14 protein-coding genes are annotated in these 16,104 nt (G+C 46.0%); 12 read left to right on the top strand and 2 right to left on the bottom strand.

All coding sequences use genetic code 11. The annotated features are described in order from the left end of the window. Positions 1-13: 13 nt before the first annotated feature. Complete coding sequence (locus tag QFZ51_RS00750; RefSeq protein ID WP_079471020.1) at positions 14-697, bottom strand: response regulator transcription factor; 684 nt, start codon at positions 695-697, stop codon at positions 14-16. Positions 698-1,076: 379 nt separating this feature from the next. On the opposite strand from QFZ51_RS00750, the gene QFZ51_RS00745 reads away from it, so the two are divergent. The 10 genes from QFZ51_RS00745 to QFZ51_RS00700 all read left to right on the top strand — a co-directional run bounded on the left by QFZ51_RS00745 (position 1,077) and on the right by QFZ51_RS00700 (position 13,210). Further along, complete coding sequence (locus tag QFZ51_RS00745; RefSeq protein ID WP_429042189.1) at positions 1,077-3,275, top strand: hypothetical protein; 2,199 nt, start codon at positions 1,077-1,079, stop codon at positions 3,273-3,275. Between the two features lie 133 nt (positions 3,276-3,408). Beyond that, positions 3,409-5,169: an ABC transporter ATP-binding protein gene (locus QFZ51_RS00740; RefSeq protein WP_429042186.1), complete on the top strand. Its 1,761-nt coding sequence runs from the start codon at positions 3,409-3,411 to the stop codon at positions 5,167-5,169. Between the two features lie 238 nt (positions 5,170-5,407). Beyond that, positions 5,408-6,556 carry a F0F1 ATP synthase subunit A gene (gene atpB, locus QFZ51_RS00735; RefSeq protein WP_429042183.1) on the top strand — a complete coding sequence of 383 codons (1,149 nt, stop codon included), beginning with the start codon at positions 5,408-5,410 and terminating at the stop codon, positions 6,554-6,556. Between the two features lie 93 nt (positions 6,557-6,649). Further along, positions 6,650-6,907: an ATP synthase F0 subunit C gene (atpE, locus tag QFZ51_RS00730; RefSeq protein ID WP_079471016.1), complete on the top strand. Its 258-nt coding sequence runs from the start codon at positions 6,650-6,652 to the stop codon at positions 6,905-6,907. Between the two features lie 126 nt (positions 6,908-7,033). Continuing rightward, complete coding sequence (gene atpF, locus QFZ51_RS00725) at positions 7,034-7,528, top strand: F0F1 ATP synthase subunit B (protein WP_370908417.1); 495 nt, start codon at positions 7,034-7,036, stop codon at positions 7,526-7,528. A gap of 55 nt (positions 7,529-7,583) precedes the next feature. After that, entirely contained in the window at positions 7,584-8,144 is a 561-nt protein-coding gene (atpH, locus tag QFZ51_RS00720; protein WP_370908416.1) for an ATP synthase F1 subunit delta, read from the top strand. A gap of 82 nt (positions 8,145-8,226) precedes the next feature. Next, positions 8,227-9,804 carry a F0F1 ATP synthase subunit alpha gene (atpA, locus tag QFZ51_RS00715; RefSeq protein WP_370908415.1) on the top strand — a complete coding sequence of 526 codons (1,578 nt, stop codon included), beginning with the start codon at positions 8,227-8,229 and terminating at the stop codon, positions 9,802-9,804. 187 nt (positions 9,805-9,991) lie between these two features. Then, entirely contained in the window at positions 9,992-12,148 is a 2,157-nt protein-coding gene (locus tag QFZ51_RS00710) for a TonB-dependent receptor (protein WP_429042179.1), read from the top strand. An 11-nt stretch (positions 12,149-12,159) separates the two neighbouring features. After that, positions 12,160-12,810, top strand: coding sequence for a hypothetical protein (locus QFZ51_RS00705; protein WP_429042177.1), 651 nt, complete (start codon positions 12,160-12,162; stop codon positions 12,808-12,810). Between the two features lie 103 nt (positions 12,811-12,913). Next, the gene (locus QFZ51_RS00700) at positions 12,914-13,210 is read left to right on the top strand and encodes a winged helix-turn-helix domain-containing protein (RefSeq protein ID WP_370908411.1); all 297 of its coding nucleotides are present in this window, start codon (positions 12,914-12,916) and stop codon (positions 13,208-13,210) included. Between the two features lies 1 nt (position 13,211). On the opposite strand, the gene pdxA is transcribed toward QFZ51_RS00700, so the two are convergent. Next, complete coding sequence (pdxA, locus tag QFZ51_RS00695; RefSeq protein ID WP_370908410.1) at positions 13,212-14,273, bottom strand: 4-hydroxythreonine-4-phosphate dehydrogenase PdxA; 1,062 nt, start codon at positions 14,271-14,273, stop codon at positions 13,212-13,214. 117 nt (positions 14,274-14,390) lie between these two features. Between pdxA and rsmA the strand changes: the two genes are divergently transcribed. Continuing rightward, positions 14,391-15,146 (top strand): 16S rRNA (adenine(1518)-N(6)/adenine(1519)-N(6))-dimethyltransferase RsmA, encoded by a 756-nt coding sequence (rsmA, locus tag QFZ51_RS00690; protein ID WP_370908409.1) that lies wholly within the window; start codon positions 14,391-14,393, stop codon positions 15,144-15,146. Beyond that, a complete protein-coding gene (locus QFZ51_RS00685) occupies positions 15,143-16,072 on the top strand; it encodes an NAD(P)-dependent oxidoreductase (protein ID WP_429042172.1) in 930 nt (309 codons plus the stop codon). Before rsmA ends, QFZ51_RS00685 begins: the two co-directional genes overlap by 4 nt. Positions 16,073-16,104: the final 32 nt, after the last annotated feature.

Raw genomic sequence — 16,104 nt, 5'->3', positions numbered from 1 at the left:
ACAGGGCGGATGACTACATCTCAAATTTATAGCCAACGCCTTTTACGGTAGTGATCAGGTCGATGCCTATTTTCTGGCGTATTTTGCGGATATGCACATCGATGGTACGGTCGCCCACAATCACTTCGGTACCCCATACCTGGTTCAGGATTTCGTTGCGCAGGAATACACGGCCGGGTTTAGATGCCAGCAACTGCAGCAATTCAAATTCTTTTTTTGCCAGGATGATTTCCTGTCCTTTGTAAGTAACCGTGAATTTTTCCCGGTCGATGATCAGGTCGCCCAGTGTTACGCGGGTTTCCTCGGGTTTGTGCAAACGGCGGAAAAGCGCGTTGATGCGGCTTACCAGCAATTTGGGTTTAATGGGCTTGGCGATGTAATCGTCGGCTCCCATGTTCAATCCGTCTACTTCGGATTTCTCATCGTTGAGCGCAGTTAAAAACAATACCATTGTATCTTTGAACTCAGGGATTTTCCTGATTTCGCGGCAGGTATCAATCCCGTTCTTGTTCGGCATCATGATATCCAGCATAATCAGATCCGGTCTGAATATTTTTGCTTTCTGGATAGCCTCGCTGCCGTCTTTCGCCGTTACGGTATCGTAACCCGCTGTTTTGAGATTGTAACTGATGATTTCCAGAATATCCAATTCGTCATCTACTACCAGAATTTTTCCTGCAACCGCTTGGTCTATCATAAATTTTGCTTTTAAAAAGACGGGACAAAATTATAAAGCCATCTCCGTGATTAATGGAAAATTAACATTATGAAATTGTTAATTCAATATCAGACTGGTTTTCCGCGCTCCACGGCAAGGTACGTCAAATAACAATGCTGCATTAATATGTCAATTATCCGCCATCCATAGGAAGGTGATTATGATCATGCTGAACAACGGCCTTCTTTTTCGTGTTTATTTTCAATCAGATGTTGGTCATGGATAACAGTTTTAGTTATAGATAGAATAATTAAGATATATTTCCCGCTAAAAAACAAAAGATAGCAACGAAGTGCTGGCAAACTCTGTATTTGGTTGTAAATTTGCTATCTGGTCCTTGCGAAAAGATCCATTTAGTATGAGAAGATTTTTATTAATAGTGACGCTGACGGTCCTGGCAGTCAGCCAAATACAGGCACAAAGCAGCCACCATCCGATTCCAATCAGCAGACAGGGATTTCATGATAACATCGATAAAGAACAGGCCGCTGCCGCCAAGTTCGATGGTAAAGCAGATGATCTCGTAAAAGTATCTGATGATCAAACCACCAACTTGCAGGTAACCAACGCCCTGATCAAGGAAGTGGACGATATGCAGCAGGAGATAGAGGATAACGATTCACTGGATCACCGGCTGAAAGTAAAATACCTTTCTGCTATCTACGTAACGTTGAAAGATTATAATCAGAAACGGTCGCGCCGTAACATCGATCCGGAAGAAGCGCCTGCTATGATAGCGGCTTTCCGCAATATGATGCGTGCAGATATCAAAGGGCAGAGCATTTTGCCCTACATCAGCAATCTTTCCTTCGAGGCATCCGAAAAGATCATCGAATCCTTCCAGGATAATCCCGGCTACAAAGAAGCCAGGGGACAGGTATTCACTAAATATGCCTTCAATAACCTGGAAACTGTAATGCCTAAGCTGGGAGACTATCTCAACTATCCGGGCACCGATTCCATTGTAGCCGCCGTAGCCCGTAAATACCCCAACCAGGTACTTACCTACGCCACTTCCTATACGCCAATGGCTAATGCCGTCAAGCGTAACCAGGACCCTATTGTACAGCAGATCGTACGCATTGGGCAGTCGTCCCAAAGCACCAAGATATTACCCTTCATAGATGAGCTTCTGGCAGGCACCACTACCGTTGAGAAGCTGGAGGCCGTTGTGGATAACGACTACCAGTATTTCAAGCAAATGGTGAAGTCCAATATCGCCCTGCAGAAGCTGAAAGCTGATGGACAAAACCCATTCGGCCTGAAAGCCATGATGGAAAACATGCAGGCAAAATCATTACTGTATATCCGTACGGTAAACGACCTGCATGAAGAACCCGCTCCAGTGAGGTTTGCCATCGTTAAAAATTTCACACCGGAAGAACTCTACTACCTGATCATCAACGGCCAGGAAGAACTGTATACCTCCAGCTACACCAATCACAGCAACGCCGGTTTATACGACCAGATGATGCTTCGCATGAAACCTCCGCGCGGCGACAGCTTATTGATGGTAGTGAATTTCGACCGCTTCAAAAAGTTTATTGCCATGGCGGCAGGTTTCAATACCCTGGATCATTTCCTGAAATCCATGGCGCCGGAAAATTCCAATTATCTCATGCAGAAATATGTGCAGAACCTGGAAAAAACCGAAGACCTGGAAGATGCGGTAGACGTGGCCAACTCCTTTGGTAGTATCCGCGATGAGAAACTGCTGGAATTCCTCCGTGTAGAAGTAAAGAAGAACCTGAACTATGTAAAAAAACACAGTGATAAACGCGGTACAGTGATTTATCAACTGCTCAGCAGCCTGTTTGAAACGGAGTCAAAATCAGAAAACGATTCTTCCAAAGCCACCGATATGGCTGCCAAGCTCCAGCTGCCGCCTATCAACTACGTTACCTATAACACATTGGAAAGCGACAGTGGCAGGGTATATCAGCAGGTGTTTTTTTATGGAGATAAGGACGGGCAGGAATCTTTCGCCAGCTTCATGACTAACTTCCCTTCGTCCGACTGGAAAGTGAGCAAAAATAAATACTGGGCCACCATTACTTCGCTAAAAGGGAAAGCCACTACTATTTATGCGAACCTGCCCACCGATGAACCTGCGGATAAAGAAGCAATATCCAAACTGTCGGAATACCTGGATGAAAACGATATTCACCCTACCATTTTCATTCACCGTGGCCACAGTTATCATATCAATACCACCCTGGAAAACCTCCAGAGCTCCGCTAAGATAGTCGTGCTCGGTTCCTGCGGCGGTTATCATAACCTGGCTACTGTACTGGAAAAGTCACCCGAAGCGCATATCATTTCTTCCAAACAGGTAGGTACCCGGTTTGTAAATGAACCGATCATCCACAGCCTGGAAGATCAGGTACGTTCCGGTAAAAATGTGGATTGGGTGATCATGTGGGCCCAGCTGACAAAGAAATTTGCAGGAGATGCCCGCAACAAGGACCTTTTCAGCGATTATGTACCACCTCATAAAAACCTTGGAGCTATATTCATTAAGGCTTACAAGCAAATTATGAAGGACGAAAAGAAGTAAGTTATTTATCAGCATATTTCCGGAAGGCGCAGGACCCCTGCGCCTTTCTTTTTTTGTATTCCGGTGTTGCCTGCAAACCTCCGGCGTAATTATTTTTTATCGTAGGTTTGTTGAGTAGTTTAAACCTGGCACATTGGAAAATCTTGCGGTAAAGAAAGTATTTGATTTCAGTTTATTACGGCGCATATTCTCATTCGCGGCCCCTTACAAACGATCCTTTTACATCTCCATGATATTAACGGTTGTACTGGCCGCTATTTCCCCGTTGCGCCCGTACCTGATCCAGGTAACGGTAGATAAGTATATAGCGGGGCAGCTGATGCAGATGCTGATCCTGGTGACCATTGTACAGATAGGGTTGTTATTGCTGGAAACAGTGGTCCGCTTCTATTTTTCCTACCTCACCAACTGGCTGGGGCAGTCAGTAGTAAAGGACCTGCGTGTAACTGTCTATAAAAAGATCGTACACCTGAACCTGGCATTTTTCGACAAAACCCCCATTGGTACGCTTACCACCAGGACCATCAATGATATTGAGGCGATCAATGATGTGTTTTCCGAAGGGATTATTTCTATAGTGGCGGATCTGCTGATGATCATCGCCATACTGGCGGTGATGTTTATGGAAGACTGGCGTCTGACGCTCATCAGCCTTTCGCCTTTCCCTATACTGATCTTTGCTACTTATATTTTTAAGGAAAGTGTGAATAAGTCGTTTTACCGGGTCCGTAATGCGGTGTCGGCGCTCAACGCCTTTGTGCAGGAACACCTTACAGGAATGGTGGTGGTGCAGGCATTTACAGCGGAGAAAAGGGAGTTTGCCCGTTTCAAACATATTAACAAGGAACACCGTAAAGCGAATATTGACGCTATTTTTGCCTATTCCGTTTTCTTCCCGGTTGTGGAAATTATCCTGGCCATTTCATTGGGGTTAATGGTATGGTGGGGCGCTAATAAAGTGCTGAACTACGAGGTTACCCAGGGGGTGATGATCGCTTTTATCATGTACCTGAATATGTTGTTTCGCCCGCTGCGGATGCTGGCAGATAAGTTCAATACGCTGCAGATGGGTATGGTAGCCAGTGAACGGGTGTTTAAGGTAATTGATAACCAGGATTATATCCCGGACAGAGGTCACCAGAGCGCTGAGAAGATGAAAGGCGCCATTACTTTTGATAATGTAAGCTTTGCGTACATAGATGATCGTTATGTGCTGAAGAATATCAGCTTTCATGCAAACCCGGGCGATACAGTGGCCATTGTAGGGCATACCGGGTCCGGTAAAACCACTATTATCAGTATCCTGAACAGGTTGTATGAAATTCAGAAAGGAAGTATTAAGATCGATGATATTGATCTGCCGGCTTACTCCCTGGAGTCGTTACGAAGTAAAATAGGCGTGGTATTGCAGGATGTGTTCCTGTTTGCCGGGTCCATTTATGATAACATTACATTGCATAACAGCAATATCAGCAGGGCGAAGGTAGAGGAGGCTTCCCGGCTGATCGGGATCCACGATTTCATTATGCAGCTGCCCGGCGGCTATGATTACCAGGTGATGGAGCGGGGAAGCACCCTTTCCCTGGGGCAGCGGCAGCTGATTTCCTTTGTACGGGCTTTGCTGTATGATCCGGCTATCCTGGTGCTGGATGAGGCTACATCTTCTGTGGATACCGAGTCGGAAATGATGATCCAGCAGGCGATCGACAAGCTGATAGCCGACCGTACCGCCATCATCATTGCCCACCGCCTTTCTACGATTAGCAAGGCCGATAAAATTATCGTGCTGGACAAAGGGGAAATTAAGGAGATGGGTACCCACGAAGAGTTACTGAAGCTGGAAGGGTTTTATTTCAAACTGCATAGTATGCAGTTTAATGTGAGTAAGGTATAAGAAGGGTAAAATGAATTAGAAAAATATTAATATGAAATACTTTAACGGGCTGTTGATTTCAACGGCCTTTTTTTATGGAAAAAAACGGGCGTTTTTTAATTACAAGCAACTGGTTATCAGTATAATTACGATATATCTTACTTTTTTTCCGTAGTCGCTTAATTTTGAAGATAAAAACGAGTATCTTTGCGCAAAATTTCAGAAAACGGTGATTTCTTTCAATTGGTTCAAACATAGAATGGTAGCACTTGTGTTGGTTTTAGGCCTTCACAGTTTTAGTAATTTTTCCTTTGCACAGGAAGTTTCCCACCATGAAACGGCAGCAGCTGCACCTCATGAAGGAGAAGAAGGTAAGGGGGGAGAAGAAGGTGAGCCTAAAAAATTTGATGCTAAGGAAGTTATTCTGGGACACGTAAAGGATGCCCACGACTGGCACCTGTTCAGCATTGGAGATAACCATGTAACTGTTCCGTTACCGGTGATCATTTACAATCCTGCACGGGGCACGTCAGTATTTTCGTCTTCTAAATTTGAGCATGGTCATGCAGCGTACGATGGTTACCAGCTGGTAAACGCGCACTACCTGCACGAAAAAGGACTGGATCCGGCCAAATACATGGATGGCAAAGTGATCGCAGTAGACGCCAATGGCAATCCTACCGGTGAGCCAATCTATGATTTCTCCATGACGAAGAACATCACTTCCATGATCATTGCCGCCGTATTGCTGGTAATCCTGATGCTGAATGTAGCGAAGGCTTACAGGGTACGTGGTTCCAAGAAAGCCCCTAAAGGTTTCCAGAGCCTGATGGAACCGGTGATCATCTTTATGCGTGATGAAGTGGTAAAGCCTAATATTCCCGGTAAACATGCAGAAAGGTATACGCCTTTTATTCTGACTATATTCTTTTTTATCCTGATAAACAACCTGTTAGGTCTGCTGCCTGGTTCTGCCAACGTAACGGGTAACCTGGCGGTAACGGCAGCACTGGCCATCATCAGCTTTATTGCTACCATGTTCAGCACTAACAAACATTTCTGGGGTCACATTTTCAATCCTCCGGTTCCGTTTGGGGTTAAGTTTATCCTCGCGCCGGTAGAGTTGATCGGCGTATTTACCAAGCCAGTATCACTGATGATCAGGTTATTTGCCAATATCCTGGCAGGTCACATTATCATCCTGAGTATTATATCCCTGGTGTTCATCTTCGGATCTTTAAATAAGGTAGCTGGTTACGGCTTCCTGCCTATCACTGTTCTGTTCAACATTGTAATGATGATGCTGGAATTGCTGGTAGCATTTATCCAGGCGTTCATCTTTGCTAACCTGACAGCCGTATTTATTGGCCAGGCAATGGAAGGTGCGCATGACGAAGCTCATCACTAAGTATACAGGAATTAGCTTTTAGCCTTTGCCAAAAGTTAAATGCCAACCGCTTTATTAAATCGAAATTTTTTATAATTCAAATACATATTCATTATGGCACTTTTGTCTATTTTATTGCAGGCTGCTGCTGCATCTGGTCTGGCTAAAGCTGGTGGTGCTGTTGGTGCTGGTATCGCGGCTATCGCTGCTGGTATTGGTGTTGGTAACATCGGTAAGAGCGCGCTGGAGTCTATCGCTCGTCAACCGGAAGCTGCTAACGACATCCGTGCGAACATGATCCTGGCTGCTGCGCTGGTTGAGGGTGTTGCTCTCTTCGGTGTAATCGCTGGTCTGTTGGCGGTAGTTCTGTAAGCCAAACTTTTTACTGCATCCGGCGCACAGGGCAATGGATGCAGTAATCTTTTGTTACAGACAAACCATCAAACTACCTGAAATCAGAAAATATCAACATCAAAAAAATAATAAAATTCTAATTATATGGATCTGTTGCAACCCGCGTTAGGCTTGTTTCTTATTTCATTATTCATTTTCATCGTCGTTTTCCTGATTCTGAAAAAATTCGCCTGGACCCCCATCCTCGCTACCCTGAAGGAAAGGGAAGGTTCCATCACTGACTCTATCGCCACTGCAGAAAGAGTAAAGGAAGAAATGGCCCAGATGAAAGCTGAACATGAACATGTGCTGGCGGAAGCTAAAGCTGAAAGAAGCAAGATCCTGAAAGAAGCGAAAGACGCGAAGGATATGATCATCAGCGAAGCCAAAACACAAGCGCAGGCAGAAGCAAAGAAGATCATCAGTGAAGCTTACACCGCTATCGAAAACCAGAAAATGGCTGCGTTAACGGATGTAAAGAACCAGGTAGGTAACCTCGTGATTGAAGTGGCTGAAAAAGTGCTGAGAAGAGAACTGGCTGATAAAACAGCACAGGAAGGTTACGTGAAACAACTGGCAGGAGAAATCAAATTGAACTAAGATATTAGCCATTAGCTCTAAAGGCTAACAGCTAAAAGCTAAAAGCTTTTTTAATATGCAGAATCCCCGTTTAGCATCCCGGTATGCAAAATCATTGATAGGTCTGGCTCAGGAACTGAACCAGCTGGAAGTGGTGCATACAGACATGCTGTTCTTACAACAGGTGATGAAAAGCAACCCCGATGTGGTGAGTTTGCTTAAAAGCCCTATCATAAAGGCCGATAAAAAGCAGAAGATACTGGCTGCCATATTTGAAAGCCGCATCAGTGCTACTACCATTTCCTTTATCAACCTGTTGGTGACCAAAGGTCGTGAAAGCGCACTGGCTGAAATGACCACTGAGTTTGCACGCCAGTACATGGTACTGAAAAACATCAGTCCGGTGAAGATCACCACGGCTGTTGCTTTGGATAATGCTACCCTGGACGTGATCAAACAGAAAATTGCCAGCGAAACAACACAGCAGATCCAGCTGGAAACAGCCGTGAATGCTGACCTGATCGGAGGTTTTGTACTGGAAGCAAATGACCAGTTGTTCGATGCTTCTATCCTGCGTGATCTGAAAGATATTAAACAACAGTTTAACAAGAATATTTACGTATCTGACTTACGTTAATCTATACAGCAGCCGCTGCGTACACGCAAAGCTGTTGTCGTTATACTAATTTTCTCTAACGACTTTTTTTAAAATCATAATTATGGTTGATATTAAACCTGATGAAATTTCGGCGATTTTACGCCAGCAGTTAAGCAACTTCAATGCTTCTGCCGACCTGGAAGAGGTAGGTACTGTATTACAGGTGGGTGATGGTATTGCCCGCATATACGGATTGGGCAATGTAGGTTATGGTGAACTGGTTGAATTCAGCAATGGCGTAAAAGCAATTGCACTGAACCTGGAAGAAGACAACGTGGGTGTGGTATTGATGGGTCAGTCAGCAGGTATTAAAGAAGGTGATAAAGTACGTCGTACCAAAAAGATCGCTTCCATTAACGTGGGAGAAGGTGTTGTTGGCCGCGTAATCAATACACTGGGTGAACCTATCGATGGTAAAGGCCCTATCAAAGGTGAATTGTATGAAATGCCGCTGGAGCGTAAAGCACCAGGTGTTCTGTACCGTGAACCAGTAAAAGAACCACTGCAAACAGGTGTAAAAGCAATTGATGCGATGATCCCTGTTGGTCGTGGTCAGCGTGAGCTGGTAATTGGTGACCGTCAGACAGGTAAAACAGCTATCTGTATTGATACGATCATCAACCAGAAAGAATTTTATGAAGCAGGTAAACCTGTTTATTGCATATACGTAGCAATTGGCCAGAAAGCATCTACTGTTGCCGGTGTAATGAAAACATTACAGGAAGCAGGCGCTATGGCTTACACTACCATCGTAGCAGCCAACGCTGCTGATCCTGCACCGCTGCAGTTCTACGCTCCATTTGCCGGCGCTGCTATCGGTGAATTCTTCCGTGACTCAGGTCGCCCTGCACTGATCGTTTATGATGATCTGTCCAAACAGGCAGTTGCTTACCGTGAGGTATCCCTGTTGCTGAAACGTCCTCCAGGCCGTGAAGCATATCCTGGTGACGTATTCTACCTGCATAGCCGCTTACTCGAGCGTGCTGCGAAAATCATCAGCAATGATGCCATCGCAAAACAGATGAACGACTTACCTGAATCTATCAGACACCTGGTAAAAGGTGGTGGTTCCCTGACCGCATTGCCTATCATCGAAACACAGGCAAGTGACGTATCTGCTTACATCCCTACCAACGTAATCTCCATCACCGATGGCCAGATCTTCCTGGAAGGTAACCTGTTCAACGCCGGTATCCGTCCTGCTATCAACGTAGGTATCTCTGTAAGCCGCGTGGGTGGTAACGCGCAGATCAAATCCATGAAGAAAGTATCTGGTACCCTGAAACTCGATCAGGCACAATACCGTGAAATGGAGGCTTTCTCCAAATTCGGTGGTGACCTGGATGCTGCTACCAAAGCAGTTATCGATAAAGGAGCCCGTAACGTGGAAATCCTGAAACAGGCACAGTTCAGCCCGTACGCCGTAGAAAAACAGGTAGCTATGATTTACCTGGGTACAAACGGTTTACTGCGTGATGTTCCTGTTAAACAGGTACGTGCTTTTGAAGAAGCTTTCCTGAATGAAATGCAGGTGCGCTTACCGGAAGTACTCGGAGAATTCAAGAAAGGTAACCTGCCGGAAGATGGCCTGAAGAAAATGGTTACACTGGCAAATGAACTGAAGCCAAGATTCGCATAAATAACAGCGTTCATCGCTAAAATATAAGCACCTTTTACCGTCAGGTAAAGGGTGTTTTTTTGTGCATGTACTGTAATAAATTAATCAAAGGTCAATACCGGAGAAACCAGCGTTTATCCGTTTCCTTTGGATTATTTGGTTTATAAAATAAACTAGTTTACATTTGTTATGTAATTAATCCCTGAATATGTCGAATATCAACCGCTATCTGTGTCTCTTCATCTTTACACCCCTGTTCTCTTTGGCGCAGCATAAAATCAGCGGCAAAGTAACTGATACAAAGAAGCATCCTTTACCCGGTGTGAACATAGCAGTGAAAGGCTCCTACGATGGCGCCACCACCGCAGCAGATGGTTCTTTTTCCTTTACCACCACCGCCACAGGCGACCAGCTGTTATCGGCCACGCTCACCAATTACCAGGCACTGGAACTGAAAATAAATACCGCCGCAGGAGAACAACTGAACATTGTGCTGAAAAGTGCGGTGAATGCACTAAGAGTTGTAACCATTTCTGCCGGCAGCTTTGAAGCCAGCGATGATAAGAAAGGTACAGTGCTGAAGCCGCTGGATATCGTAACCACAGCTGGCGCCGGCGCCGATATTGCCAATGCCATTAAAACATTGCCGGGCGCCCAGCAAACCAACGACCGCGAGGGCCTGTTTGTACGCGGTGGTACCGGCTATGAAACACAAACCCTCATCGATGGCATGCTCGTAAGGAATCCTTTTTACAGCAGCCTCCCCGATATCCCGGGACGCGGCCGCTTTTCTCCCTTCCTGTTTAAAGGAACCACTTTCAGCAGTGGCGGCTACTCCGCGCAATATGGCCAGGGACTGTCCTCTGCACTGATCCTTGAATCCATCGATCTGCCGGAGCGTTCGTCTTCTTCTGTCGGGGTATCGGTAATAGGTGTGAGCGCGGGGCTGGACAATCTCTCAAAAGATAAAAAAACTTCCTACGGTATAGAAGCAGATTATACCAATCTGTCGCCCTACTTTAATATCGTTAAGCCTAAAAACGCACCGAACCTGGGACCGGAAATCATCGGCACCTCCGTAAACTTCCGGCATAAAACCTCCCGTACAGGCATGCTCAAATTTTACGGGTATGGCAACTGGACCAAAATGGGATTTAACTCCAACAGCCTGGAGTACCCGGGTTATACAGAGTCGTTTAAGCTGCATAACAATAACGTATATACGAATCTTACCTACCGGGAAAATATTGGTCACGACTGGCACTTATATATCGGCGCTTCTTTCAGCAGCAACACGGACAATATCAATACAGATACCCTGTTAAAGAATCCGGCGCCCTCACTGATTAAAGTGCGATCGGACCTGAGCCAGACGCGGGTGATGTTTTACAAAAACCTCGGGCGCTTCTCTGTATTGCGGCTGGGAGGAGAGTATCAGTATGCGGAAGAAAGATCGGCCTTTAATGAAAATAAAGCTAATTTCTCAGACAACTACACCGCTGCTTTTGCAGAGGGAGATATTTACTTTACCCCAAGTTTCGTAGGGCGTGTAGGAGGTCGTGCGGAATACAGTTCTGTATTGGGGGAAATGAATTTTGCACCCCGTGTATCGCTGGCATATAAAATGAATAACTACAGCCAGTTTTCCGTAGCCTATGGCGATTATTACCAGAAGCCGGAGCCGCAGTATATCCGCTTCAACCGCAACCTGGGCTATATGAAGGCCACCCATTATATCCTCAGCTATCAGCGGGTGGCAACGGATTATACGTTCCGTACTGAGGTGTTTTATAAGAAGTATACCGACCTGGTGAAAACAACGCCGGCGTATAACAACAATGGCAGCGGGTATGCGCAGGGAGTGGAGCTTTTCTGGCGCGACCGGAAAACGTTTAAGAACGTGGATTACTGGGTGTCGTACTCTTACCTTGATACCAAACGCGACTACCTGAACTATCCGTTCCGGGTACAGCCCGACTTTGCGGCCAATCATACTGCCAGCATTGTATACAAGCATTTTCTGCCAAAGCTCAGCACCAACCTGGGGTTAACGTATTCGTTTGCCACAGGCCGTCCTTATTACAATCCCAATCAGCCCACTGACAAGTTCATGTCCGACAGAACAATGACCTACAACTCCGTAGGCGTGAGTGCCAGTTACCTCACCAGTATCCGGAAGGCATTCACCATTTTTGTGTTGTCGGTGAGCAATGTATTGGGCAATAAACAGGTGTTCGGATACCATTATTCTACCGATGGATTACGCAGGGATGAAGTAGTACCCAACGTACCGAGATTTATTTACCTCGGCATGTTTATGAATTTTGGTATCGACAGAAGACAGGATGTTATTAATAACCTCTAATCATAATAAATATGAAACGATTATTTCTTGCTTTTTTATTTACCGGTAGCATAACTACTGCCCTCATGGCGCAAAGCGCCCAATACACAGAGGCCATGACGAAGCAAACGTCTGACCTGGACAGCAGCAGCATTTTCACGCCTGATGGATTGCAACAAAAGGCCAATACTTTTGAGCGTATTGCGGATGCAGAAAAAAGCCAGTGGTTGCCTTACTATTATGCTGCCTATATGGAGGTAATGCAGGCACTTACGTTGAAAGATAAAAGCCAGATAGATCCGCTGGCCGACAAGGCAGAGGCCAACCTCGACAAGGCCGAAGCGCTGAGTCCAAAGAACTCTGAAATTGCCTGTATCCGTTCACTGGTGGCCACCGCCCGGTTAACAGTGGATCCTATGAGCCGTGGCATGAAGTATGGCCCTGAAGCAGCTTCCCTGCTGGAACAGGCGAAGAGCTTTAATCCGGAGAACCCGAGAATCTACATGTTACAGGGACAATCATTATTATTTACACCTGAACAATGGGGTGGCAGTAAATCAAAAGCTAAAACAACCTTGGAGCTGGCGTTGGAAAAGTTCGCGGCCTTCAAGCCGGAAAGCAGTATAGCACCGCATTGGGGAGAACCCTATACCCGCAAGCTGCTGGAACAAAGCCAGCAATAATCAGGTAGTATTTATTCAGATATTTAGTTATTTTGTTTCCGTGATAAAACCATTGAAACAAAATAGCTAAATATTAAAATAGCTGTATAAGAAAATTAAGCTCATGGATTTTAAAGATCTGGACCCGGTATTACATTCACAGTTGAGGCTGGCTATTATGTCCGTGTTGATCAGTGAAAAAGAAGCAGAGTTTACGCTGCTGAAAGAAAAAACAAATGCCACAGCAGGTAATCTGAGTGTACAGATTAATAAATTACGCGATGCGGAATATATTTCCGTAGTAAAACAGTTTAAGGATAATTATCCGCAAACCATCTGCAAGATAACCTCCACCGGCAGGAAAGCCTTTGAAAACTACGTTACTTCCATACAATCTTACCTGAAAGCCGGAAGGCCCTGAGCTATTCCGATGCCAGTTCTGTTTTCTTGAGTGGGTTCCGGGTGTTCTCGGCATAGCGTTCCCGTTGTTCCAGTATTTCCAGGCAGGCAAAAATCGCTTGTCTGAAAGAATCCGGGTCCGCCAGGTTTTTGCCGGCAATATCGAATGCCGTGCCGTGATCCGGTGAAGTACGCACAATGCCCAGTCCGGCAGTATAGTTAATACCGTTGCCGCTGGCCAGCGACTTAAACGGTATCAGGCCCTGGTCGTGATACATAGCCAGCACACCATCAAATTGCTTAAACATTTCCCTTGCAAAGAAGGCGTCTGCACTATACGGTCCGAAACACAGGATGCCATTGCCTTTCGCGTGCCTGATGGCAGGGGCAATGTGTTCAATTTCTTCGCGGCCAATCAGTCCTTCGTCGCCGGCGTGCGGGTTAAGTCCCAATACGGCAATACGCGGCTGGTCCACACCAAAGTCTTTTACCAGGCTGTCTCTCATCAGGTGCAGCTTGCCCAGGATATTTTCTTTGGTAACATATTTTGCTACGTCCGCCAGGGGTACATGTTCTGTGAGCAGGCCCACACGCATATTGTCGGCGGTCATGAACATGAGCACATCCTTTGCATTGAAGGAATCCCTCAGGTAAGGCGTGTGGCCGGTATAGTTAAAAGTTTCGCTTTGAATATTGTTTTTATGGATGGGAGCTGTCACCAGGCCGGTGATATACCCGTCTTTCAAACAGTTGATGGCAGCTTCCAGTGCCCGTGCGGCGTATTTGCCACCTGTTTCATTCAGTACTCCGGGGGTGATTTGCACTTCTTCTTCCCAGCAGTTATACACGTTTACCTGCTTATGGTTAAGGCGGGTAAAGTCCTTGATGCTCTGGTAGTTAAAATTATTTTCATTCATCAGCTTCCGGTAAAAGTTGATGGTTTTGTTGGATGCAAAAATCACCGGCGTACAAAATTCCATCATACGCGCGTCCATAAACGTTTTGATGATAATTTCGGCGCCAATGCTGTTGATATCACCGATGGTGATGCCGATTACCGGTTTGTTGATCTGAATAGTACTCATGCTGAATTGCCTCAATGAATGGCAAATATAAAGTATTTAGCGGTTAGCTTTTCGCTTTTAGCCGGGGGCATTTTCAAAAGCTAAAAGCTAATAAATGCTTTATCTTTGCGCTTCACAATGTATACACTAAAAAAATCACTCGGCCAGCACTTCCTCACAGATGAGAACATCTCGAGGAAAATTGTGGAGTCGCTACCTGTAATCGAAGGCCAGCAAGTGCTGGAAGTGGGTCCCGGCGGGGGCGCCATCACAAAATACCTGTTGCAGCTGCCAGGCATTCATTTCAAAGCTATTGAGCTGGACAGGGAAAAGGTGGAGTTCCTTGAAAAAACGTACCCCGCTATCAGGGGAAAGCTGATCAACGAAAGCATCCTGGATGCCGCCCTGCCTTTTGAAGGCCCGTTCCGCCTCATCGGCAACTTTCCCTATAATATTTCTACCCAGATCATGTTTAAGCTGCTCGATTGGCGTCAGCAGGTGGATGTGGTAGTGGGCATGTTCCAGAAAGAAGTGGCACAACGTATTGCCGCTCCGCATGGAAATAAGGAATATGGTATCCTGAGCGTGCTGTTACAGGCTTATTATAAGATTGAATATTTGTTTGAAGTACATGAAAACTGCTTCAATCCGCCGCCAAAAGTAAAATCTGCCGTCATCCGCCTCACCCGGCTGGAACAACCGGTAGATATTGCCTCTGAGCGTAAATTTCTTGTATTGGTGAAAACAGCTTTCGGACAACGGCGCAAGCAATTGCGCAATCCGCTGAAAACGATGTTTGACAAGGAACTGCTGGCACAGGACCCCATCTTTACAAAAAGAGCCGAGGAGCTGAGTGTGGCTGATTTTGCAGCATTATCCCATAAGATGATATGACCAGGAAAGTATTAGTTACGGCAAAAACACATCCGTATTTGATTGAACAGCTGGAAAGCAAAGGGTACGAAGTCACCTACCTGCCGGCTGTTACGTATGATGAAGTATATCGTGAGATCGGTGAATGCACAGGGCTGATCGTTACCACGCGTATTCATGTGGACAAGCAGTTGATCGACCAGGCTAAACGCCTGCAGTGGATCGGCCGCCTGGGTTCGGGAATGGAGCTGATCGACGTACCTTATGCAGAAAGTAAGGGCATCCGTTGTGTGAGCAGCCCCGAAGGTAACCGGGATGCGGTAGGAGAGCAGGCGGTGGGCATGTTGTTGTGCCTGTTGAACAATGTGCTGAAAAGCAGCCTGGAGTTACGGCAGGGTATCTGGGAGCGCGACGGCAACCGGGGTTATGAGCTGAACGGCAAAACGGTGGCCATCATTGGCTATGGTAATACAGGCAGCACCTTTGCGCATAAGTTGCAGGGGTTCGACGTTAACATACTGGCGTACGATAAATATAAAACAGGCTTTGGTACGGCTGCGGTAAAGGAGTCGACCATGGAAGAAATATTCCGGGAGGCAGACGTGGTAAGCTTACACCTGCCACTGACCACCGAAACGAAATACCTGGGCAATGCAGCGTTTTTTGCTTCTTTTGCCCGGCCGGTGTGGTTCATGAATGTGGCCAGGGGCAAGCTGGTGAATAACCGCGACCTGATTGCCGCACTCAATAATGGCGTGCTGGCAGGGGCCTGCCTGGATGTGCTGGAAAATGAAAAACTATCTGCTTATAACGAAGAAGAAAAAGAACAACTGGCCTGGTTGCTGAAGGCTGATAATGTAGTAGTAACCCCGCATATTGCCGGTTACTCTCATCAGGCAAGCATTAAAATGGCCCGTATTGTATTAGAGAAATTAAATATACTTTAAACCTGGTCAAACAGGTGTGTTTTTCGGATATA

The sequence above is a fragment of the Chitinophaga sp. W3I9 genome (assembly GCF_050434025.1).
Lineage (GTDB): Bacteria > Bacteroidota > Bacteroidia > Chitinophagales > Chitinophagaceae > Chitinophaga.
The sequence above is the reverse complement of the archived record's forward strand: the minus strand, read 5'-3'. Positions and strand labels throughout refer to the sequence as shown.